Here is a 20,527-nt window from a genome sequence, read left to right as displayed (position 1 = left end):
GAACCCATCGCGTCTCCCCCGGAATGGCGAAAGCACCGGGAAAGGGAAGTTCGAGCACTTGTCGCCGCAGGCTTCGCCCTAAGTCGATGACAGGCCCAGGCCGAACGGCCGGGCCCGATGCGCGTGCGTCCCCAGGACGTGGCCGCCGCCGTGGAACGAGGGGGAGGCAACCGTGAACCTGTCCTACTACTGGTACGAGACGGCGCGCATCATGACGACGCCGGCGCGGGTGGCCGCCGACATGGTCAAGCACAGCCTGCGGAATCCGGCCAATCCCCTGTCCTACGGACCCTACGCGCGCAGCATGGCGGCGGCCTGCGAGATGTTCGAGCGGATGACCCGGCGCTACGCCAAGCCGAGCTTCGGGTTCACCGGCACCCGGATCGACGGCCACAGCGTTCCGGTGAGCGAGCGGGTCGTCTGGGAGCGCCCGTTCTGCCGGGCCATCACCTTCGACCGGGGCTTCGTCCAGGCGCCGAGGGCGCCGCAGCCCAAGCTTCTGATCGTTGCGCCCATGTCCGGGCACTACGCCACCCTCCTGCGCGGGACCGTGGAGGCGATGCTTCCGGAGCATCAGGTCTTCATCACCGACTGGACCGATGCCCGCATGGTGCCGCTCGGGGCCGGGCGTTTCGACCTCGACACCTACATCGACTATCTCATCGACCTGTTCGCGGAGCTCGGTCCAGACCTGCACGTCATGGCCGTGTGCCAGCCGGCGGTGCCGGTTCTCGCCGCCATCGCCGTGATGGAGGCACGGGGGCATCCCACCGTCCCGGCCTCCATGACCCTCATGGGCGGCCCCATCGACACGCGGCGCTCACCGACGGCCGTGAACTGCCTCGCCCAGGAGCGCGGCACCACGTGGTTCGAACGCAACTGCATCACCACCGTGCCCGCGGGCTATCCGGGGGCGTGGCGCAGCGTCTACCCGGGCTTCTTCCAGCTCTCGGGCTTCATGGCGATGAACCTCGACCGGCACGTCAACGCCCACGCGGAGATGTTCGACCACCTCGTCACCGGGGACGGCGACTCGGCCGAGAAGCACCGGGACTTCTACGACGAGTACCTCGCGGTGATGGACCTGACGGCGGAGTTCTATCTCCAGACGGTCAAGACGGTGTTCGTCGACCACGCCCTACCGAAAGGCACGATGATGCACGCCGGAACGCGGGTCGATCTCGGGGCGATCCGCACCTGCGCCATCCTGGCCATCGAGGGCGAAAACGACGACATCTCCGGCGTCGGACAGACGCAGGCGGCCCTGGACCTGACGCCGAACCTGGCCCCCGAGCGCAAGGCCTATCACCTGCAGAAGGGGGTCGGGCATTACGGGGTGTTCAACGGCTCGCGCTATCGGACGGTGATCGCGCCGCGCATCGCCGAATTCATCCGCGCCATGCAGGCCCGGCCCGCCATCGCGCACGACCCCGCGGCCTGAGCACCCCCAGCAAATCCGCTCGCGCCGATGGCGGCGCGGCGGACACGCCGCTAAGCTGTCCCCATGCGGTTAGCTTTGCTGCGCGGGCCGGACCCGGATCACCTCGATGTCGTCCACGAAGGCGAGACGTTCCGCGTCGCCCTGCGGCGGCGGCCCACGGCGCGGCGGCTGACCCTGCGGGTGTCGAGCGCCACCGGCGAGGTGGTGATGACCCTGCCGGCCCGGACCTCCCTGGCGGTGGCACGGACATTCGCCATCGGCCATGGCGGCTGGATCGCCATGCGGCTGGCGCGGCTGCCGGAGCGCGTCGCCTTCGAGGCCGGGGCGATCCTGCCCCTGCGCGGCGTACCCCACCGGATCGCCCATCGCGCCGGTACCGGTGGCCTCACGCGGGTGGAGCCGAGCCCGGACGGTCCTTCGATTTCCGTGGCATGCGAGGAGCCGCACATCGCCCGGCGGATCGGCGACTTCCTCGAACGGGAGGCGCGCCGCGACCTGACGGCGGCGGTGAAGACCTATGCGGCCGCCATCGGCCGGACCCCGACGCGGATCACCGTGCGCGACACCCGCAGCCGCTGGGGCTCCTGCACGGCGCAGGGCGCCCTGAACTTCTCGTGGCGCTTGATCCTGGCCCCGCCCGTGGTGCTCGACTACCTCGTCGCCCACGAGATGGCGCACCTCCGGGAGATGAACCACTCGCCCCGATTCTGGGACCTCGTCGGCTCCATCTGCCCCAACGTCGACGAGGCGGAACGCTGGCTCAAGCGCAACGGGTCGAGCCTCCACCGCTACGGCTGAACCGGGGACTCAGCCCTTGACGCGCAGGACGCGGCGGCGCGCGCCGGGCTCCTCCGGCCAGGTCGGACGGGCATCGACTTCGCCCGGATGAAGCGTGCGCGGCGCGACGTTGTCGCAAACCTCTCGCTGACGCAGAATCACCGGCTGTCCGAACTCGTCGCGGCGGCGAATAATGCCGCCCTCGTGGCAGAACCCGGCGAGTTCGGCCGAAGAACCGCTTCGGCGTCCGCCCGGCATGCGGGCGATGGGCCGGTGCTCGACGACGAGGGGACCGTCGCGATTCAGGGACCGCTCGACATAGGTGGTCTCGTCCACGGGGAGCGATCCGGCGCCGGCGGGCGCCAACCCGGCGAGGAGCAGAACGAGGGGAAGGGCGCAGGCTCGCATGGCGTTCGTCCGTGTTGAAGCGTGACCGTCAGGATTAAGGCCTGATTGTGTCGTGCGATAGTCCTTCGGGGGGCATCCGTTCCTCAGGCAGGCTTCGGCCGCACCCGTTAAGAAATCGCTAACCCTGTCGCTCAACGCGGCGGTCCGTCGCCGGATCGAAGCGGGCCGCCACGGCGAGGCGGCGGCCCGATCACACTTTCGTCAGTTCGACAGCAGAATCCCGTCGGCTCGACAGCTCGCTCGCGTCAGTTGAGCAGCAGGCTCGCCGGACGGGACTCGTTCGAGAGGGCATCGCCCACGGTCAGCCCGAGCGGGCCGAGCCGCACCGGTACCGTCTCGCCGTCGTGGATGGTCCCCGACAGGAGCTGCTCGGCCAGACGATCCTGCACCGCCTTCTGGATCACCCGCTTCAGGGGACGCGCACCGTAGGCCGGGTCGTAGCCCTTCTCGGCGAGCCAGTCCCGGGCCTCGGGCGCGACGTCGATGGTGATCTTGCGCTCGTCCAGGAGCTTCTGGAGCCGCCCGAGCTGGATATCGACGATGGCCCCCATTTCAGACCGCTTGAGGCGGTGGAACAGGATGATCTCGTCGATCCGGTTCAGGAATTCCGGCCGGAAGTGGTGGCGCACGACGCCCATCACTTCGTCCCGGACGCCCTCCGTCTCCTCGCCCTCGGCCTGGTTGACGAGGTACTCGGAGCCGAGGTTCGAGGTCATGATGAGCAGCGTGTTGCGGAAATCGACCGTGCGCCCCTGCCCGTCCGTCAGGCGCCCGTCGTCGAGCACCTGCAGGAGGACGTTGAACACGTCCGGATGCGCCTTCTCGACCTCGTCGAACAGCACGACCTGATACGGCCGGCGCCGCACGGCCTCGGTGAGCGCGCCGCCCTCCTCGTAGCCGACATAGCCCGGAGGCGCGCCGATGAGGCGGGCCACCGCGTGCTTCTCCATGTATTCCGACATGTCGATGCGCACCAAGGCGGTGTCGTCGTCGAACAGGAAGCCGGCCAGCGCCTTGGTCAGCTCGGTCTTGCCGACGCCCGTGGGCCCGAGGAACATGAACGAGCCGATGGGCCGGTTCGGGTCCTGCAGGCCGGCGCGCGCCCTGCGCACGGCGGTGGCGACCGCCTCCACCGCCTCGCGCTGGCCGACGACGCGCTTGGCGAGCGCCAATTCCATGGCGAGCAGCTTCTCGCGCTCGCCCTCCAGCATCTTGTCGACGGGCACCCCGGTCCAGCGCGAGACCACCCCGGCGATGTGGGCCGGAGTCACCGCCTCCTCGACCATGCCGTCGCGGCTGACGGCGGATTCAGCCGCGGCCTCGATCTCGGCGAGCTGCTTCTCCAGGCCCGGGACGACGCCGTAGGCGAGTTCGCCGGCACGCTGGTACTGGCCTTGGCGCTGGGCGTTGGCGAGTTCCGTGCGGGCCTCGTCGAGCTTCTTCTTGAGGTCGGCCGCGGCGCCGAGCTTGTCCTTCTCGGCCTTCCAGCGCGAGGTGATGGCCGAGGATTGCTCCTCCAGATCGGCCAGTTCCTTCTCCAGCCGCACGAGGCGATCGCGGGAGGCGGAATCGGTCTCCTTCTTCAGGGCCTCGCCCTCGATCTTCAGGCGCACGATCTCCCGGTCGATGTTGTCGAGTTCCTCGGGCTTCGAATCCACCTGCATGCGCAGGCGCGAGCCCGCCTCGTCCATGAGGTCGATGGCCTTGTCGGGCAGGAAGCGGTCGGTGATGTAGCGGTTCGACAGGGTGGCGGCGGCCACCAGCGCGGCGTCCTGGATGCGCACGCCGTGGTGCTGCTCGTACTTCTCCTTGATGCCGCGCAGGATCGAGACCGTGTCCTCCACCGTGGGCTCGGACACGAAGACCGGCTGGAAGCGCCGCGCCAGGGCGGCGTCCTTCTCCACGTGCTTGCGATACTCGTCGAGGGTGGTGGCACCGACGCAGTGCAGCTCGCCGCGCGCCAGCGCCGGCTTCAGGAGGTTCGAGGCGTCCATGGCCCCGTCGGCTTTTCCGGCGCCCACGAGGGTGTGCATCTCGTCGATGAACAGGATGATGCCGCCATTCGCCGCCGTCACCTCGGAGAGCACGCCCTTCAAGCGCTCCTCGAACTCGCCACGGTACTTCGCGCCGGCGATGAGCGAGCCCATGTCGAGGGCGAGCAGGCTCTTGTCCTTCAGGCTCTCGGGCACGTCGCCGTCGACGATGCGCAGGGCCAGGCCCTCGACGATGGCGGTCTTGCCGACGCCGGGCTCGCCGATGAGGACGGGGTTGTTCTTGGTGCGCCGGGACAGGACCTGGATGGTGCGGCGAATCTCCTCGTCGCGTCCGATCACCGGATCGAGCCTGCCTTCGCGGGCCGCTTCCGTGAGGTCGCGGGCGTATTTCTTCAGGGCGTCGTAGGCGTTCTCGGCCGTCGCGTTGTCGGCGGTGCGGCCCTTGCGGAGCGCGTTGATGGCCCCGTTGAGGGAGGCCGGCGTCACGCCCGCGGCGGCCAGCGCCTTGCCGGCCTCGCTGTCCTTCTCGACGGCGAGCGCCAGCAGGAGGCGCTCGACGGTGACGTAGGAATCGCCGGCCTTCTCGGCCGCCTTCTCGGCGGTGTCGAACAGGCGCACGAGTTCGCGCGTCGCCTGGGGCTGCGAGGAATTGCCGGACACCTTGGGCTGCTTGGTGAGCCAGGCCTCGACCTGCGCGAGGGCGACGCGGGACTGCCCGCCGGCGCGATCGATGAGCCCGGCGCACAGGCCCTCGGGGTCGTCGAGCAGCACCTTCAGGAGGTGCCCCGGCTGCAATTGCGGATGGCCCTCGCGCATGGCGAGGGTCTGCGCCGACTGGACGAAGCCGCGCGCGCGTTCGGTGTAGATTTCGAAATTCATGCTTGTCGACCCTTTCCGTGTCGGTTCGGTCCCGTCCGCATGATGCGGCACGGCCCTGCCGAGACGTCGTTCCCCAGCTTCTGCCGCGAGAACCCCGGCGCCACCGTGGCCGCCGGTAGCCCGGATGTGGTGTTGTAATTTCGCACCACAAGGGGTCCGACCATGGATGCAGGGGGGCGCGTGCGGCGACCACTTGCACACGCCACGATCGGGGGGCCATGCTGCGCGGATGACAACCGATCTGCGCCTCGAAGCCCTGCACCGCTATCCCGTCAAAGGACTCTCGCCCGAGAGGCTCGACAGCGCCGATCTGGACGCGGGCCGGTACTTTCCCGGCGATCGCCTGTTCGCCGTCGAGAACGGCCCGTCCGGCTTCGATCCTGCCGCCCCCGTGCACCAGCCGAAGATCAAGTTCCTCATGCTGATGCGGCACGAGGCCCTGGCCCGCCTCGACGCACGCTACGATGCCCACGAGAACAGCCTGACCCTCCGGCACGGGGGCGAGGTCGTCGCGCGGGGCGACCTCGACACGGCGGAGGGTCGTGCGAACATCGAGACGTATCTGGCCGGCTACCTGCCGGAGGCCCTGCGCGGACCGCCGAAGGTGCTCACCGCGCCCGACGGCTTCCGATTCACCGATTCGCCGCGCGGCTTCGTCTCGCTTCTGAACCTCGCCAGCGTCGCCGCCATCGAGACCATGACGGGCGCCGCCGTCGATCCCTTACGGTTCCGCGCCAATCTCCACGTCTCCGGACTGGCGCCGTGGGGCGAACTCGACCTCGTCGGGCACACCCTCGCCACACCGGGCGGCGTCACCCTGCGCATCCTGAAACGAACCGAACGGTGTGCGGCGACCAATGTCGATCCGGTCACGGGGATTCGCGACCTCGCGATCCCCCACACCCTGTCGCGCCACCTCGGCCACACGGATTGCGGCATCTATGCCGAGGTGGTGGCGGGAGGCACCCTCCACATCGGCGATCGCCTCACGGGCGCGGCGGCGACCGCGTGAGCGCGCGGTCGTCCGCCTCCGATCGGTCCTCTCAGATGGCGTCGCGCCGGACCAGAACCACGGCAGCGGCGTAGCCGGCGCGCCTGAGATGGCGCAGGTCGGCATGACGACGCTCGCAGGTGACCTTGAGGTAGCGCTCGTCCCCGCCGGGGAGGCCGGTGGAAGCCGCGACGGCCTGTCCGTGCATCATGCACTCCATCGGCGTGCGGGCTGGAGAGACGATGACGTCGAGGGCGGTGGCCCGCGAGCAATTCTGGGCCAGCATCGTCGAGGCACAGACGAGGGCGACGGACAGCAATTCGGACATGACGGACCCCTTGTTCGAGATGGCGAAGAAGGTCCGCGGGTTGGCTCTGGCGTCCGAGCGGCCGCGTGATCGTTGTCTGAAGCGTTCCTCGAAGGCGGGACTGGCGTATTCTTGATCTTTGATGGTGGTCGTCTTGTCCAAGCACGCCGTATGCCAGGACGGGATGTCAGATCTGCGCCATCCACGTGTGTGATGCGCGCACCACGCTCAGTCGCGGCTCTGCAGCCACAGCGGCTCGGGCTCGGTGCGGGGCAGGAGGGCCGCCACGGCATCGAGATCGACGATGTAATGCTCGGTGAGTCGACGCCAGATCTCGGCCGTCGAAGCCGCTTCGGTCCCGATTCGGTGCAGCGCGCTGGCGAGCAGGCTGGGGTTGGTGAGGGTCGGACGGGTGATGGCGGGATCGGTGTTCGGCATCGGCTCAGTCCCTGTGCGGCAGGACACAGGATCGCGGATCACGGTTAATCGACTCTTAAAAGCATGATGCGGCGATGCGAAAATCAGTTCCCGCAAATCATCACGTGTCGAGGTGAGCCCTTCCGCGTCGCTTTCCTTCGATCTCGGCTGTCCGGCGAGCGGGCGCTGCGCCTCCGTGGGATGCGGGTCGGAACCTCGGGGCGGCGGAACGCGTCTCACAAGCCGCATCCCGCGCCGCCGCGACGGCGACCCTGCGTTCCGAAGGACATCATGGACACGACGCCGCTTCCCGCCTCCGCCTTCAAGGCGCCCGCCATCCTGCTGTCCGGTCCGGTGGATCAGGCGATGTACAAGGATTTCCGCAACCAGTTCGACGCGGCCTCGGACCGGGAGTTCGTCGTCGTCGAACTCTCGACCCTCGGGGGCGATCCGGAGGTGGCCCGGATGATGGGCGAGGATATCCGCTTCGCCAGCGACCTCGACCCGCATCGGCGCATCGTCTTCCTCGGCAAGGCGGCGATCTACTCGGCCGGCACCACCTTCATGAGCTTCTTCGCGCGCTCGAACCGCTACCTGACGCGCGGCACGCGCCTGATGATCCACGAACGCAAGATCTCCAAGAAGCTGAACATCGAAGGTCCGCTGACCACCTGCATCGCCACGGTGAAGGCGGCCCTGCACGAACTCGAATGCTCCATCGAGATCCAGAACGAGGGCTTCGCCAACCTCGTCATCGGCTCGACGGTGACCCTCGACGAGGTTCTCGTCCGCGCGCCGTCGAACTGGTACCTCGAAGCCGAAGAGGCCCGCCGCCTGGGACTGATCGAGGCCGTGATCTGACGCCGCCGCTCCGCTCCGCATAGTCGGGCTTGAAAACGGGCGGGCGTAAAAATTGCCGCCGGATGCTTCGCAGGGTCGCATGCCTGCGGTAGAAGCCGGCGCCGCGCACGACCGCCCGGCACGCATCGAGGAACGAGCCCCACGATGAAAGATCCGTTGCCCAACGTGCACGTGCGTGCCGAAGTCCTGGTCCAGGCCCTGCCGCACATGCAGCGCTACGATCAGGAAATCGTGGTGATCAAGTATGGCGGCCACGCCATGGGCGACCGCGCCGCGGCGGAGGATTTCGCCGAGGACATCGTGCTGCTCGAACAGTCCGGTCTCAAGCCCATCGTGGTCCATGGCGGCGGCCCGCAGATCGGCCGCATGCTCGGGCGCCTCGGTATCGAATCCGAGTTCCGTGGCGGCCTGCGCGTCACCGACGAAGCCACCGTCGAGGTGGTCGAGATGGTGCTGGCCGGCTCCATCAACAAGCAGATCGTCGGCTGGATCTCGGCCGAGGGCGGGCGGGCCATCGGCCTGTGCGGCAAGGACGGCAACATGGTGCGGGCCAAGAAGGCCACGCGCACCATCATCGACCCCGAGAGCCAGACCGAGCAGGAGGTCGATCTCGGCCTCGTCGGCGAGCCCGACCATGTCGAGCGCGGCGTCCTCGACGCGGTGCTGAAAGCCGAACTCATCCCGGTGCTGGCCCCCGTGGCCTTCGGGGCCGACGGCCAGACCTACAACGTCAATGCCGACACCTTCGCGGGCGCCATCGCGGGGGCCCTGCGGGCCAAGCGCCTGCTGCTGCTGACGGACGTACCGGGGGTCCTCGACAAGGACAAGAAGCTGATCCCCGAGCTGACCCTGGAGGATTGCCGCCGGCTCATCGCCGACGGCACCATCACGGGCGGCATGATCCCGAAGGTCGAGACCTGCATCTACGCCCTGGAGCAGGGCGTCGAGGCGGTGGTCATCCTCGACGGCAAGGTCAGCCACGCGGTGCTGCTGGAGCTGTTCACCGATTACGGTGCCGGCACCCTGATCCGCCGGACCTGACAAGCTCCGCAGGACCTGACAAGCGTAGCCCGCCCCGCCAACGACGGCGGGGCGGGCTACGGGGCCGGAGACCGCGCCGGGCGGAACGCCACCAGGGCCATGTCGTCACGGCGCCCCTCTCCGTCTCGGTAGCGGGTCAGGGCCTGCTCCAGGGCCGTCATCTGCCCGGCGAGCGGCATATCCTGGTGTGCGCCGAGGATGTCGGCGACCCCGCGATGGCCGAGAAGCTGCCGCCTCGGCCCGCCCATCTGGTCGGTGATGCCGTCGGTCATCAGGTAGAATGTCGTCCCGGGCGACACCGGCACGACGGTCTCGATCACGGCGAACCCGTCACCCGGCCGAAGGGGATAGCCGAGGCCGCGCTTGGCCCCCCGGATGCGGGTCGCGGTCCCGTCGGCGATGCTGGTGAGCGCCAGACCTGCGCCGGCGAAGCGCAGCTCGGCCTTCTCCCGATCCCAGATGCAGACACCGCAATCGAGGCCGTCGTCGGATTCCGCCCCGCGGCCGTCCTGGCGCAGCTGCACCCGGACCATGTCGTCGAGGACGCGCAGGATCTCGACGGGGTCGCGCAGGCGCCGCTCGTGCAGGATCCGGTCGAGGGCGGTGGCGACGATGAGGGTCAGGAACGCGCCCGGCACGCCGTGTCCGGTACAGTCGGCCACGACCACGATGCCGAGGCCGTCGATCTCCTCGAGCCAGAAGTAATCGCCGCCGACGACATGGAGCGGTTCCCACAGGACGCCGACCTCGAGGCCGGTTCCGGCGAGGGCCGCGCGATCCGGCAGGACCGAGCTCTGGATGCGCCGGGCGTAGCCGATACTCTCCATGACGAGGCCGTTGGCCGCGGCGAGCTTGGCGTGCGCGGTTTCGAGTTCCGTCAGGAGCTGCTTGGCCTCGTCGCCCGTGCGCAGGCCCTCGACCATGCGGTTGAACGCCTGCGAGATCACGTCAATTTCGTTGCTGGCCCGAAAGCGCGCCCCGGCCTCGACGGTGACCCAGCTCTTGTGCTCGACCTCGCGCATGGCCACCAGCAGGCGCTTCAGGGGGGCGAGCACGTGCCGGCGCACGTTGGCATGGAGAGTCACCACGAAGGCCAGCATCAGGATGATGCTGGTGACGAGGGCCAGCAGGGCCTGCTTCTGGGCGTTGCCCCGCAGGGCTTCGGCGGAGATGGCCAGGGTGAGGTGTCCGACGGGCTTGGCCTCCGGCGCGGCGACGAGGTCGGCCTGCGCGACGATGAGGTCCCAGGCCCGGCCGCGCGGCATGTCGCCGAGGGTCGTGACCACGGCGCCCGACGCGTCGCGGAGGATCACCGCCCGGAAGGCCGGATCGCGGGCGAGCGCCTGGATCTGATGGCGGTAGATCTCGGGCTGGGCGCCCCAGTCCGGCCGTGCCACGGCGCTGGCGGTGAGGGCCACGAGGAGGTTCGCCCGCTCGGTGTAGAGCCGGATCTGATCGCTGTAGTTCACCCAGGCGATGCCGATCTGGGTGACCAGGACCACGATGGCGATAACGGGATAGATCCGCAGGAACAGGGTGTGGGCGAGGCTGTCGAGGTCGCGTCCCCGGGCCGAGCCGCGCAGGGAGCCGGGCCGCATCGTGGCGCCGTCGGCGCGTCCGACCTGCGGCACATCGGCGAAGCCGGCGGCGTCGAGGAAATCGCGGCTCCGGCGCGGTCCCGCCCCGCGCAGGGAACCGCCGCGCCGTACCGGAGGGCCCTCGGCCGCCGGCGCAACCTCGGGGGTCACGACGAAACCTCGCCGGGGGCGGTTCGGACACGGTCGCGCCCGTCGTCCTTGGCCGCGTAGAGCGCCGCATCCGCGCGCTGCAGGGCGCTCTCCAGGGATTCGCCCCGCCGCGCCTGCGCCACGCCGATGCTCACCGACAGGGCGACGCCCTCGCCCGGTGCCTCCACCGGTGCCGACGCCACGGCGCCCCGCAGGCGTTCGGCGACGTCGAGGGCGTAGCCGAGGCCGGTCTCCGGCAGCAGGACGGCGAATTCCTCGCCGCCCGTGCGCCCGATGATGTCGCGCGGGCGCAGGTTCGCCCGGCAGGCGGCGACGCAGGCGACCAGGGCCGCGTCGCCGACGGCATGGCCGAAGCTGTCGTTGACGAGCTTGAACCGGTCGAGGTCGAGCATCAGAACGCAGATCGGATCGGCGCCGCCCTGGTGGCGCTCCCACTCGCGGGCGCTGATCTCCATGAACCGGCGCCGGGCCAGGGCGCCGGTCAGGCTGTCGGTGTCGGCGAGCCGACGCAGTTCGGCTTCAAGGCGCGTCCGATGCTCGATTTCCTTGGACAGGGCCTCGTTGAGGGTCTGGAGATCGCGGCGCTGCTCGGCAAGACATTGGTTGGCGCGCTGCAGATCGAGCTGCATCCGGTCGCTCATGCGCACGAGGCGGCGCTGCTCGCGGTAGCCGCGCCGGTAGGCATCCGCCAGGGCATTCACGCCGGCGGCGGCATCCGAAAGCCCCGCCAGCATGGCCTCGGCCTGTCGGATCACCGCCTCCTCGGCATCGTAGAGGCTGAAGGCGTCCACGGCCGGGTCGGCCTCGGATTGGGCCACCGCTTTCATGCGGGCTCCTGCACCATCTCGAATCGGGCATGGGAGAAGTCGGCGGCGAAGTCCTCGCCGGCCTCCGCGATGGTCTCGTCGCCATCGGCGTAGAGCCAGCGGATCGTCACCGGACGGCCCTCGGCGGCGGCGTCCTCGAGGGGCATGAACAGGTTCATGAGCGCCTTGGCGCTGGAGGAATTGAAGTAGGCGAGACCGACCTCGAACACGATGGGATCGGCGGCGGCCGTGGCGAGGTGCCCCTTCAATGCCTGCAGCAGGGGCCCGTAGAAGGCGGCGGCATCCTCGGGGTAGGATTCGCCGCGCAGGGCCAGGCGTCCGCCATCGAAATCGAAATCGACGCGCGGCGACCGCTCGGTGGCGGGAAGGCTGATGGTGTCCATCGGTCCGGCGCCGCTCAAATGTAGGCTTTGAGGCAGAAGAAGTTCCGCCCGCCGCCCAGTTCCTGGAAATCGTACTCGACGGGCGCGCTCGACCGGCGGGCGATCTCGATGAGGCCGATGCTGCCGCCGAGGCTCCCCTCGTCGGGCGGCTGGCGAAGTTTCTCCCGGTAGAACGCTTTCAATTCGTCACCCGTCAGTGTCGCCAGATGGTCGAGGCGCGCGCGCAGGGTCGGGACGTCGGAATCCGGCACCTCGTTGCCGCAGACGACGTAGAAGCGACCGGTCTCGACGCCCACGACGATCATGCCGGCGCTGATCATGCCGCCGGAGGCGGATCGCTCCGCGACCTTGTCGGCGGAATAGCGGATGATGTTCTGCGCCTGCTCGACAAAGATTCCGAACACGCGCTTGGTGACGCTCGAATCCGCCGCGTCCTGACTCATGCGAAGCTTCAGGACCTCGCCCAGCGAGAACAGGACGTTCTCCGACAGGTCTCCGCCGAAGGACAGGATGACCCCCTGACGCCGGGAGGTGTCGAAGAAATTCTTGAAGTCTTGAGCGAGCAACGGATCTCTCCCGGCTTGCTGCGGTTCCCCGGTCTGGCATCCATAGCAGACCGAACGAGCTTGAATAACCCGCCGATCGTGTACGGCACGTTAAATGTTGACCGCCCTTTGTCTGGTCGCAATCCGTCGCAGGAAACTGCAACCTCAGACATCAATGCATGAATGCTACGCAAATTCTGCCTGAAATTGACGAAAACAAAGGCAACTGATCGCAGTATAGGCCCAGCGGCCACGCGAAGGGGGGACGTGCTCGCTTCGCGCCTCTTCCGCACCCCGTTTCATACGGGCAAGCGGATTCCGCGAGGCGGCACGCGCGGTATGGTGCGGAACCGTAAAGCTTCCCTTTTCGGTTTCGCGTCCCATCTTAGGCAGCCCAGCCGGATCGTCCGGCCCGCATCGAAGTCGAACCGCCTTGTTCCTTCCCGGCGAAACCCACTTCACCTCCGTCCGGTCCCGTGGGTTCGATCAGGTCGACACCTGGGTGTTCGACCTCGACAACACGCTCTACCCGAGCGACGCGCGGGTCTGGCCCCAGGTGGACGAGCGCATCACCCTCTACGTGATGCGCCTCTACGGTCTCGACGGCCTCTCGGCCCGCGCCCTGCAGAAGTACTTCTACCACCGCTACGGCACGACCCTGAAGGCGCTGATGACCGAGGCGGCCATCGACCCGCACGACTTCCTCGATTTCGCCCATGACATCGACCATTCGACCATCAGCCTCGATCCGGCCCTCGGCACCGCCATCGAAAACCTGCCGGGCCGCAAGCTGATCCTCACCAACGGGTCGCGGCGGCACGCGGAGAATGTGGCGAGCAAGCTCGGCATCCTCGATCATTTCGAGGACGTCTTCGACATCGCCGACGCCGACTTCGTGCCCAAGCCCGAGCGCTCGACCTACGAGCGCTTCCTCCTGCGGCACGGCGTCGAGCCACGCCGCTCGGCCCTGTTCGAGGACATCGCCCGCAACCTCGTCGTGCCCCACGAGATCGGCATGGCGACGGTGCTGGTGGTCCCCCGCACCCTCGATCCGTTCCGGGAGGCATTCGAGCAGGCGGCGGTCCAGGAAGCGCATATCGACCACATCACCAGCGATCTCGCCGGCTTCCTCGCCGAGCGGGTCCTGCCGGTGGTCCGGTGAGCGTCGTGCCCGCAGGGGCCGGACCGGAGGACGACTGGGCCGGGCGCCACGCCCCCTCCCTCGGTGACATCGAGGCCCTGGCCCACGCGGCGTTCGCGGGCCTGCCGCGAGCGTTTCGCGCCCTGTGCCCGGGGGTGATCATCCACGTCGAGGATTTTCCCGACGACGACACCCTGGCGGAAATGGAGTGCGACAGCGAATTCGACCTGCTCGGCCTGTTCCGCGGGATCGGACTGGCGCAGGGCGGCGACTTCGCCACCGGCCAGATGCCGAATCAGGTCTGGCTCTACCGACGCCCCCTGCTCGATTACTGGGCCGAACACGAGGAAACCCTCGGGCACCTCGTCACCCATGTCCTCGTCCACGAGATCGGGCACCATTTCGGCCTGTCGGACAGCGACATGACCGCCATCGAGGCCCGCGCGGACGGCTGATGGTCGACGGGCGCCGTCAGGGCGCTTCGTGACGGGCGAGCTGGCTCGCCTTGGGGCGCCGGGTGCGGAACTGTCCGTGCGCCACGGCGACGAAGGCGAGGATCGCCACCGTCAGGGTCGTCAGCCACCACATCACCGTCAGGCCGACGCCGATGCACGCGATGGTGAAGGCGGCGGCGAACGCCGCCATGGCACCGGGGACGAGGACGGGCGTGCCGCGCCCGCTGCGCCGGATCGCGGCCCGGAGGGCGAAGGCCGCCGCGAAGGCGCCGACGATCCCGAGCTCGTACCACAGCTCGAACAACAGGGTGGTGGGGGCGTTGGCCGGCAGCAGGTTGACGATGCGCCCGCGCAGGGCGGTCTCGAACCCGTGTCCGGTCACGAGGCGCATGGGCTCGCCGGTGACGATCTTCTGCCACGCCTTGAGGGACAGGGTACCGGGCGCCGTCGGGCCGAACAGGGCCGAGGCCACGGGCCGCGCCAGGAACGGGAGCAGGGGTGCCGCCACGAGGAGGGCCGCCGCGCCGAAGCTCGCCACCCGCACGCCGAGGGTCGGCCGCAGGCTCGTGAGGGCGAAGCCGGCCGCCCCCACCGCCAGCGCCGCGAGGTGGAGAAGATTGGGCGAGATTACGAGGGCGGCCGCCGTGAGAACCGCGAGGCCGAGGGATTCGAGGTCGCGTCCGCGGGAGCGCAGCCAGGCCACCGCAGGCCAGACGAGGAGCGCCAGGAGGGTCAGGCCCCGGTCGAGGGTCCCGTCGATCTCCCCCGGCGTTCCGGGGAGGCGATGCGCGAACAGGCCGAGCAGGATCGCCACGAGGGCGGCGGCGGCCGTGCCCACGGGCAGGAGATAGAGGTTGGCCGATCGCATGCGCTCCGGCAGGGCGAGGTAGCCGGCGACGGTCAGGAGAATCGTCGCGATGAGGTTGAGCAGCCGCTCGGCGGCGAGGTCCAGAAACGGTGTCCACACCAGGGACAGGGCCGCCCACAGGACGACGAGGAGTCCGGCGAGGAAGGCCGGGTTTCGCAGAAGGCGCAGGGCGGCGGGCCGCCACGGTCCGGACTTGCCGTCGATGGCGCTGGCCAGAACGAGGAGCACCACGGCGATGGGCGCCAGGATCACCGCCGCGCGCCGGCCCATCTGCGCCGTCACCGGCACGAGGACGAACAGGCCGAAGAACCCGACGCGCCGGAGAAGCGCCGCGGCGTCGACGGCCGGATCGACGGAAGGATGGGACGCACGCACCATGATTGCGACTGTCAGCCGTTGACCGGCGCCGCGAGTTCGCCCGCGCGCTACGGCGCCAGTCGTAGTGCACTCGTCCGGGTCGGGCTGTAGATGCCGTGCAACACCTGTGCCCCGGCGGACACGCTTCAGGCGGTCACGGCACTGGCCCGGCGGCGAAACAGGCGGCGTCCGAGGTCGCACAGGACCCGCCATCCCGCCCAGGCGGCCAGAAATCCGAGGAACCCGGCGACGAGGCCGTCGGCCGTCGTCGGGATCGCGGGGCGGTAATCTTCATACGTCGCCCGTGCGAGGCCGAGGTCGGGGTCGCGGATCAGGGCGGCGAGGCGGCCGAGGGGCCCCCCGGCCGTGTCGAGGGCCGCCTGCCGTGCCGTCAGGCCGGCGAGGCGGTCGAGATCGGCCCGCGCCGCCGCGCCGCGCCGGGCGACGAGGGCATCGGGATCGCCGCGCAGGCGGGCGATGGCGCTGTCCCGCGTGTGTCCCGTCGCCGTGGCATCGGCCTCGAACCCGGCGACCACGCGGCGAAGCTCGTCGACGGTCCCGGCGAGGCGCTGGCCGTATTGCTGGGCGAACTCCGGACCCTGCGCGCCGACGATGCCGGCGAGGACACCGAAGGCGAGGCCGAGGGTGCGCAGGACACGAAACATGGGCACCCTCCCCGGCAGGACAGACGAACGGACAAGCCGTCCCGCCGGCCGGGTGTTCCCATCGTGGCGTCGCGGGCCCGTGCGGATTTGCGGGGATGCGGCCCCGCAAAACGATCTGCGGGAATGCCGCAGCAGACTGCTTGACAGCCCCGGTGGTCGAACCTAAACCCCCGACACCGCAGCGGAGACGAGGCGGGACGCCACGCGGGCGTAGCTCAGTTGGTTAGAGTGCCGGCCTGTCACGCCGGAGGTCGCGGGTTCGAGTCCCGTCGCCCGCGCCACTTTTCACACGACATTCAGAAGGTCCGGTTCCGCCCGGCGGCAACGTCCGCTCCGAGCAGATGGTCTTCGACGCCACGCGGGCGTAGCTCAGTTGGTTAGAGTGCCGGCCTGTCACGCCGGAGGTCGCGGGTTCGAGTCCCGTCGCCCGCGCCACTTTTCTTTCCCCACTCTCGGTGCTTCGGACCAGGGTCTCAGTGACCTCGATCCGGTCCATGCGACGATCGGCGTCCCTTCGCCGGCTCGCTTTCGCTTTCGGGAATCCTAAGCTCTCTCGCACGCATCATGCGGAGGGTGGACGATGCCGGGGTTCTTCTTCCTTTACTTCACGGCCTGCATGGCCAACGCGCCGGATACGTGCCAAGCGCGGCGCCTTGCCCTGGATGTCGTCGATGCGCGCGCCTGCCAGCACGTGGCCCAGCCGCAACTGGCGCGCTGGGTCGGGACGCACCCGGATTATCGCATCACCGGCTGGCGCTGCGGTGCTCCCCTGCGGGACCCCGGCACCCGGATCTGAAGCCGGGCGTGGCCCGTGCGCCACGCCGGCGGACGAACCGGATCGGCCGAGCGTGCGATGCCGCGTTTTGGCCGCATCGGCCCCCGATGGGCTGAGGCGATTCCAGACCGTTCCGGACGCCCGAGCCCATGCACGCCCCCCTGCGCCACGCCGCCCGCATCCAGGCCACCCTGCTGACCCTGATCCTCGCCGGTTGCGGAAGCCCGAGCCTCCTCGCACCCGACACACCGACCCAGGTCGTGATCCTCGACGAGCAGGCGGCGGCGGTGGCGATCTCACGCTACCGGGCGCAGCATGGCCTCGGGCCGGTGGTGATCGACACGAGCCTGATCCGCGCCGCCTCGTATCAGGCCGCCTCGAACGCCAAGGCCGGCCGCCTCAGTCACGAGATCGGCGGGACCTTCAACGCGCGCATGGCGGAGGCCGGGTTCGGCCGGGCCTACGCGGCGGAGAATCTCAGCGCGGGTTCGAACACCTTCGACGAGGTGCTGACGCGCTGGAAGGCATCGCCGGAGCACAACAGGAACATGCTGATGCCGCAGCTCAAGCGCGTCGGCATTGCCCGTGTCGATGCGCCGGGCACGCGCTACAAGCGCTTCTGGGCCCTGGTGCTCGCGGGCGGCTGACCGGCGTCAGCCCTCCGACGCCTCGGCTTCGGACAGGCCGTCCTGCAGGGTGCGGATGATGGTCCGCATCTCCGGGATCATCGCCACGGCCTTGGCGATCCGGTGCGCCTCGTCGCGGGTCATCAGGCCCCGTGCCGCCCGCGCAGCCGCGTCGTCGGAGAAATAGGTCCAGGCGACGGCGAGACCCACGGCGTCCTCGACGCAGAAACTCTCCGCCTTCTCGACGACGAGCCATGGTGTCGGAAAGCCGCGCGGTTCGGTCATGGCGGGCTATCCTCTGCGAACGTCGGTGGATGGTGGTGAGCGCGAACCGCCGCCCCTCTGCCCGTCCCCCATCCTTGGGTCAATCCAAGCTTCGAAGAGCGTTGCCGCGCCGGGTCTCCAGCACTCGACCGGCAGCGGCTGGCCCACGGGCCGGCCCCGGCGTCAGCGCAGACCACGCAGGGCCATTTCCTCCGGTGCCTGCTCGGCGGCATCCTGGCGGGCGATCAGGGTGGCGAGGTCGACGGGGCGGTAGTCCCACGCGTCCATGCCGACATCGCAGGCGCGGCTGGTATCGGGCAGGCAGGCGTGGGTGTGGCCGTAGAGATGGCGGGTTCCGCGCCAGAATCCCGGCCATGACCGGTGGGGATAGTGCGACAGGAACAGCCGCCACGCCTGCCCCTCGCCATCCTCCACCGTGATCCGGGCGTTCTCCACCGGTGGTTCCGTCCAGGGCAGCTCGAGGACCCGGTTGGTGTCGTGGTTGCCCCGGACAAGCCGCTTGGTGCCGTTGAGACGGCCGAACACGGCTGCGCAATGCGCGCGACTGGCCCCGGCCGTGAAATCGCCGAGGTGCCACACCGCGTCGTCGACGCCCACGATGGCGTTCCAGCGGGCGACGAGGGCCTCGTCATGGGCCTCGACGGAGGCGAAGGCGGTCCGGCGGCGCTGGACCAGGGGCGCATCGCCGAAATGCGTGTCGGCCGTGAAGAAGGTTGTCATGCGTCCTGTGGGGAAAGCGTCCTGTGGGGAAAGCGTCCTGCGGAGAAATCACGCCCCAGGGGAGCGGGGATCGGGCAACCGCGTTGCCGTGGGCGACATGGCGCCCGGGGCCCACTCCGCAAGCCGGCGGGATGTCGCTTCCGGGCCACGCGACGGGCCTTTCCCGGCGGCAGCCCTATCTGTCCTGTCTCGCATCACCGGAGGAACGCTTTTGCCGAATCACCTTGGTCGCATCACCCCGATCGTCGCGGGCCTGTGCCTGTGTCTACCCCTCCCCTCCGCCGCGCTCGCACAACCAGCCGCGCCCGTCGCCCAGCCGGCGTCGGACCCTGCGACCCTAAAGGTCGCCCGCGACGTCGTGGCTCAGATGCAGGGCGATCGCACGACCACCCTGAACGCGATGGCCGCGCCCATGGCCGGCATGATGCAGCAGATGGGGATCAAGGAGGCCGACCGGGCGCAGGTCATCGTCAAGGAAGCCGTGCTTCCGTTGCTGACGGCCCACTACGACGAGCTCCTCGACATCCAGGCGCGCAGCTTCGCGGGCGTCCTGACCAAGGAGGATCTTCAGGCCATCGGAACGTTCTACGGCTCGCCCGCCGGCCGACGTCTCGCGGCGGCCCAACCCCAGCTCGCTCAGGCCCAGATGACCGGCACGACGCAGTGGATGCAGGGGTTGATGCCGGAGATGCAGACGAAGATCGTACAGATCATCAAGACGCGCGGCTGGGGTCCCGGCGACAAGCCGAAATGATCAGCCGGAACCCGTCAGTCGAACGATCGATGCTCGCACATCCCCGGCTGCCCGCGCAGGTTGCCCGGGGGTGTGACACAGGTCGTGGGAAACCGTCGGCATCGGTGGGACTTGCCGTATGCAACAACGTCGGCAGCCGGTTCGCTGCCGCGTCCAACGAAAGCATTCCCGTGAAAATCGTTCTTCTCGTCGGCGTCGCCCTGCTCACCGCCGCTCCGGCCTTCGCCCAATCGGTTCCTTCGGGTGAGCCCGGCCGGACCGGTACCGTCATCCAAAGCGAGCCGAACAGCACCGGCAACGACGCCAACATCGCGATCTCCCGCGGGGCCACCGGTGCCGATACGGTCACGACCAATTCGGCGGCCGGCGGCAATGCGGCACGGCCCGAGCAGGCGATCCCCAACAGCAGCGCCAACGGCGGCGGCCGATAAACACTTCGGTCACGGCCCTGTCCCGCTCATAGCGAAGCGGAGGAAGCCCTACGCGAAGCCTCGACCCGCTTCCCTCAATACCCCCGACCCGCCCGGCACACGCCGCGGCGGGTTTTTTGTAATCCGTCGCTTCTGCAAGACAGAGGCCCGGAGGTATCGGATGCGCTGCCTACTTGGTGGTTTCCCTCACCCCTGGTTCGGGCATCGGCGTGGTGTTCTTCGTCGCCCCGCTGCCGAGGAACAGGAACGCGCCGATCACCGCGAGGGTCGCGACAGCGGCAACAAAGGCGAGGAACCAGCGGGGCATGGGAGCATCCATGGAGAGAAGAAAGAAGTGGTAGGTGATCGGGCAGCAACTTCCTCACGCTCCGGCGCGCCCATGGCGGGCGCTCGTTCGTGCGGCTGCTCGGTCCGAGCGAGATTCAGAGAAGGGAAATAGGTTTCGTGCGCCGAAAGCCCAGATCAGCGCGGCTTTCGTGTTTCAGGCGCGAGCGTCACTGAGCCACGCGCCCGATCTTAGAGTCCGGCTGCTGGATCAGTCACAGTGGCTGGAACGAGACGGCATCCAAAACCCGTAGCGTCGATGACGTCAGACACCGCGACACCATCCCGACGTTTTACCGGGGGAACGGCGCCAGCGGGCCTTCGCCATGTCCGGTAAGCTTTTGGAAGTCGGTGGTGGGCGGTGACGGGCTCGAACCGCCGACCCTCTCCGTGTAAAGGAGACGCTCTACCAACTGAGCTAACCGCCCGGACGCGCCGCTTCGTAGCGAAGCCGCCGCTGCCATGCAAGCCGCGGGACGCGCAGGAGAAAGGCCCCGGAATCTCCCC

Annotated in this window: 24 protein-coding genes and 3 tRNA genes; 13 read left to right on the top strand and 14 right to left on the bottom strand. The window is 69.1% G+C overall.

Annotation, left to right across the window (positions count from 1 at the left end; all coding sequences use genetic code 11):
- The first annotated feature begins 172 nt into the window (after positions 1–172).
- Positions 173–1,441 (top strand): polyhydroxyalkanoate depolymerase, encoded by a 1,269-nt coding sequence (gene phaZ / locus FV218_RS07590; RefSeq protein ID WP_147709273.1) that lies wholly within the window; start codon positions 173–175, stop codon positions 1,439–1,441.
- Between the two features lie 63 nt (positions 1,442–1,504).
- A complete protein-coding gene (locus FV218_RS07585) occupies positions 1,505–2,239 on the top strand; it encodes a SprT family zinc-dependent metalloprotease (RefSeq protein WP_147709272.1) in 735 nt (244 codons plus the stop codon).
- 9 nt (positions 2,240–2,248) lie between these two features.
- Here the strand turns inward: FV218_RS07585 and FV218_RS07580 are convergent, their stop codons facing one another.
- Both FV218_RS07580 and clpB read right to left on the bottom strand, forming a co-directional pair.
- A complete protein-coding gene (locus tag FV218_RS07580) occupies positions 2,249–2,626 on the bottom strand; it encodes a hypothetical protein (protein ID WP_056097185.1) in 378 nt (125 codons plus the stop codon).
- A gap of 245 nt (positions 2,627–2,871) precedes the next feature.
- Entirely contained in the window at positions 2,872–5,499 is a 2,628-nt protein-coding gene (gene clpB / locus FV218_RS07575) for an ATP-dependent chaperone ClpB (RefSeq protein WP_147709271.1), read from the bottom strand.
- 229 nt (positions 5,500–5,728) lie between these two features.
- Between clpB and FV218_RS07570 the strand changes: the two genes are divergently transcribed.
- Positions 5,729–6,511, top strand: coding sequence for an MOSC domain-containing protein (locus tag FV218_RS07570; protein ID WP_056097188.1), 783 nt, complete (start codon positions 5,729–5,731; stop codon positions 6,509–6,511).
- Positions 6,512–6,542: 31 nt separating this feature from the next.
- Here the strand turns inward: FV218_RS07570 and FV218_RS07565 are convergent, their stop codons facing one another.
- Both FV218_RS07565 and FV218_RS07560 read right to left on the bottom strand, forming a co-directional pair.
- Positions 6,543–6,818: a hypothetical protein gene (locus FV218_RS07565; RefSeq protein ID WP_056097287.1), complete on the bottom strand. Its 276-nt coding sequence runs from the start codon at positions 6,816–6,818 to the stop codon at positions 6,543–6,545.
- 207 nt (positions 6,819–7,025) lie between these two features.
- Positions 7,026–7,235 carry a hypothetical protein gene (locus FV218_RS07560; RefSeq protein ID WP_056097190.1) on the bottom strand — a complete coding sequence of 70 codons (210 nt, stop codon included), beginning with the start codon at positions 7,233–7,235 and terminating at the stop codon, positions 7,026–7,028.
- 270 nt (positions 7,236–7,505) lie between these two features.
- On the opposite strand from FV218_RS07560, the gene FV218_RS07555 reads away from it, so the two are divergent.
- Both FV218_RS07555 and argB read left to right on the top strand, forming a co-directional pair.
- Complete coding sequence (locus FV218_RS07555; RefSeq protein ID WP_147709270.1) at positions 7,506–8,075, top strand: peptidase S14; 570 nt, start codon at positions 7,506–7,508, stop codon at positions 8,073–8,075.
- Positions 8,076–8,219: 144 nt separating this feature from the next.
- On the top strand, positions 8,220–9,116 hold the full coding sequence (gene argB / locus FV218_RS07550; RefSeq protein WP_147709269.1) for an acetylglutamate kinase: 897 nt from the start codon (positions 8,220–8,222) through the stop codon (positions 9,114–9,116).
- 56 nt (positions 9,117–9,172) lie between these two features.
- Here the strand turns inward: argB and FV218_RS07545 are convergent, their stop codons facing one another.
- From FV218_RS07545 to FV218_RS07530, 4 genes are read right to left on the bottom strand one after another with little or no spacing between them, the layout of a single operon-like run.
- Positions 9,173–10,864: a SpoIIE family protein phosphatase gene (locus FV218_RS07545; RefSeq protein WP_187272993.1), complete on the bottom strand. Its 1,692-nt coding sequence runs from the start codon at positions 10,862–10,864 to the stop codon at positions 9,173–9,175.
- Positions 10,861–11,691, bottom strand: coding sequence for a GGDEF domain-containing protein (locus FV218_RS07540; RefSeq protein ID WP_147709268.1), 831 nt, complete (start codon positions 11,689–11,691; stop codon positions 10,861–10,863). Before FV218_RS07540 ends, FV218_RS07545 begins: the two co-directional genes overlap by 4 nt.
- Complete coding sequence (locus FV218_RS07535; RefSeq protein WP_056097198.1) at positions 11,688–12,074, bottom strand: DUF1987 domain-containing protein; 387 nt, start codon at positions 12,072–12,074, stop codon at positions 11,688–11,690. Before FV218_RS07535 ends, FV218_RS07540 begins: the two co-directional genes overlap by 4 nt.
- Positions 12,075–12,088: 14 nt before the next feature.
- On the bottom strand, positions 12,089–12,640 hold the full coding sequence (locus FV218_RS07530; RefSeq protein ID WP_147709267.1) for a SiaB family protein kinase: 552 nt from the start codon (positions 12,638–12,640) through the stop codon (positions 12,089–12,091).
- Between the two features lie 412 nt (positions 12,641–13,052).
- Between FV218_RS07530 and FV218_RS07525 the strand changes: the two genes are divergently transcribed.
- Complete coding sequence (locus FV218_RS07525) at positions 13,053–13,781, top strand: pyrimidine 5'-nucleotidase (RefSeq protein WP_147709266.1); 729 nt, start codon at positions 13,053–13,055, stop codon at positions 13,779–13,781.
- Between the two features lie 5 nt (positions 13,782–13,786).
- Positions 13,787–14,215 carry a metallopeptidase family protein gene (locus FV218_RS07520; protein ID WP_147709265.1) on the top strand — a complete coding sequence of 143 codons (429 nt, stop codon included), beginning with the start codon at positions 13,787–13,789 and terminating at the stop codon, positions 14,213–14,215.
- Positions 14,216–14,231: 16 nt separating this feature from the next.
- Here FV218_RS07520 and FV218_RS07515 read toward each other — a convergent pair whose 3' ends face one another.
- Positions 14,232–15,461: a peptide ABC transporter permease gene (locus FV218_RS07515; protein WP_147709264.1), complete on the bottom strand. Its 1,230-nt coding sequence runs from the start codon at positions 15,459–15,461 to the stop codon at positions 14,232–14,234.
- A 125-nt stretch (positions 15,462–15,586) separates the two neighbouring features.
- Positions 15,587–16,105 carry a DUF2937 family protein gene (locus FV218_RS07510; protein ID WP_147709263.1) on the bottom strand — a complete coding sequence of 173 codons (519 nt, stop codon included), beginning with the start codon at positions 16,103–16,105 and terminating at the stop codon, positions 15,587–15,589.
- Between the two features lie 204 nt (positions 16,106–16,309).
- On the opposite strand from FV218_RS07510, the gene FV218_RS07505 reads away from it, so the two are divergent.
- From FV218_RS07505 to FV218_RS07490, 4 genes are all read left to right on the top strand, one after another.
- Positions 16,310–16,386 (top strand) — tRNA-Asp (locus FV218_RS07505).
- A gap of 77 nt (positions 16,387–16,463) precedes the next feature.
- Positions 16,464–16,540, top strand: a tRNA-Asp gene (locus FV218_RS07500).
- A gap of 145 nt (positions 16,541–16,685) precedes the next feature.
- The gene (locus FV218_RS07495) at positions 16,686–16,901 is read left to right on the top strand and encodes a hypothetical protein (protein WP_056097207.1); all 216 of its coding nucleotides are present in this window, start codon (positions 16,686–16,688) and stop codon (positions 16,899–16,901) included.
- A 128-nt stretch (positions 16,902–17,029) separates the two neighbouring features.
- Entirely contained in the window at positions 17,030–17,527 is a 498-nt protein-coding gene (locus FV218_RS07490) for a CAP domain-containing protein (protein ID WP_147709262.1), read from the top strand.
- A 6-nt stretch (positions 17,528–17,533) separates the two neighbouring features.
- On the opposite strand, the gene FV218_RS07485 is transcribed toward FV218_RS07490, so the two are convergent.
- Both FV218_RS07485 and FV218_RS07480 read right to left on the bottom strand, forming a co-directional pair.
- Positions 17,534–17,791, bottom strand: a complete 258-nt coding sequence (locus FV218_RS07485; protein WP_147709261.1) for a hypothetical protein — start codon at positions 17,789–17,791, stop codon at positions 17,534–17,536.
- 162 nt (positions 17,792–17,953) lie between these two features.
- Entirely contained in the window at positions 17,954–18,511 is a 558-nt protein-coding gene (locus FV218_RS07480) for a metallophosphoesterase (RefSeq protein WP_147709260.1), read from the bottom strand.
- 211 nt (positions 18,512–18,722) lie between these two features.
- On the opposite strand from FV218_RS07480, the gene FV218_RS07475 reads away from it, so the two are divergent.
- Positions 18,723–19,265 carry a DUF2059 domain-containing protein gene (locus tag FV218_RS07475; protein ID WP_244475100.1) on the top strand — a complete coding sequence of 181 codons (543 nt, stop codon included), beginning with the start codon at positions 18,723–18,725 and terminating at the stop codon, positions 19,263–19,265.
- 200 nt (positions 19,266–19,465) lie between these two features.
- Complete coding sequence (locus tag FV218_RS07470; RefSeq protein ID WP_246685024.1) at positions 19,466–19,696, top strand: hypothetical protein; 231 nt, start codon at positions 19,466–19,468, stop codon at positions 19,694–19,696.
- Between the two features lie 169 nt (positions 19,697–19,865).
- Here the strand turns inward: FV218_RS07470 and FV218_RS22665 are convergent, their stop codons facing one another.
- Both FV218_RS22665 and FV218_RS07465 read right to left on the bottom strand, forming a co-directional pair.
- Positions 19,866–20,003 carry a hypothetical protein gene (locus FV218_RS22665; protein WP_157085677.1) on the bottom strand — a complete coding sequence of 46 codons (138 nt, stop codon included), beginning with the start codon at positions 20,001–20,003 and terminating at the stop codon, positions 19,866–19,868.
- Between the two features lie 369 nt (positions 20,004–20,372).
- Positions 20,373–20,448 (bottom strand) — tRNA-Val (locus FV218_RS07465).
- Positions 20,449–20,527: the final 79 nt, after the last annotated feature.

It is taken from the genome of Methylobacterium sp. WL69 (assembly GCF_008039485.1).
Lineage (GTDB): Bacteria > Pseudomonadota > Alphaproteobacteria > Rhizobiales > Beijerinckiaceae > Methylobacterium.
The sequence above is the reverse complement of the archived record's forward strand: the minus strand, read 5'-3'. Positions and strand labels throughout refer to the sequence as shown.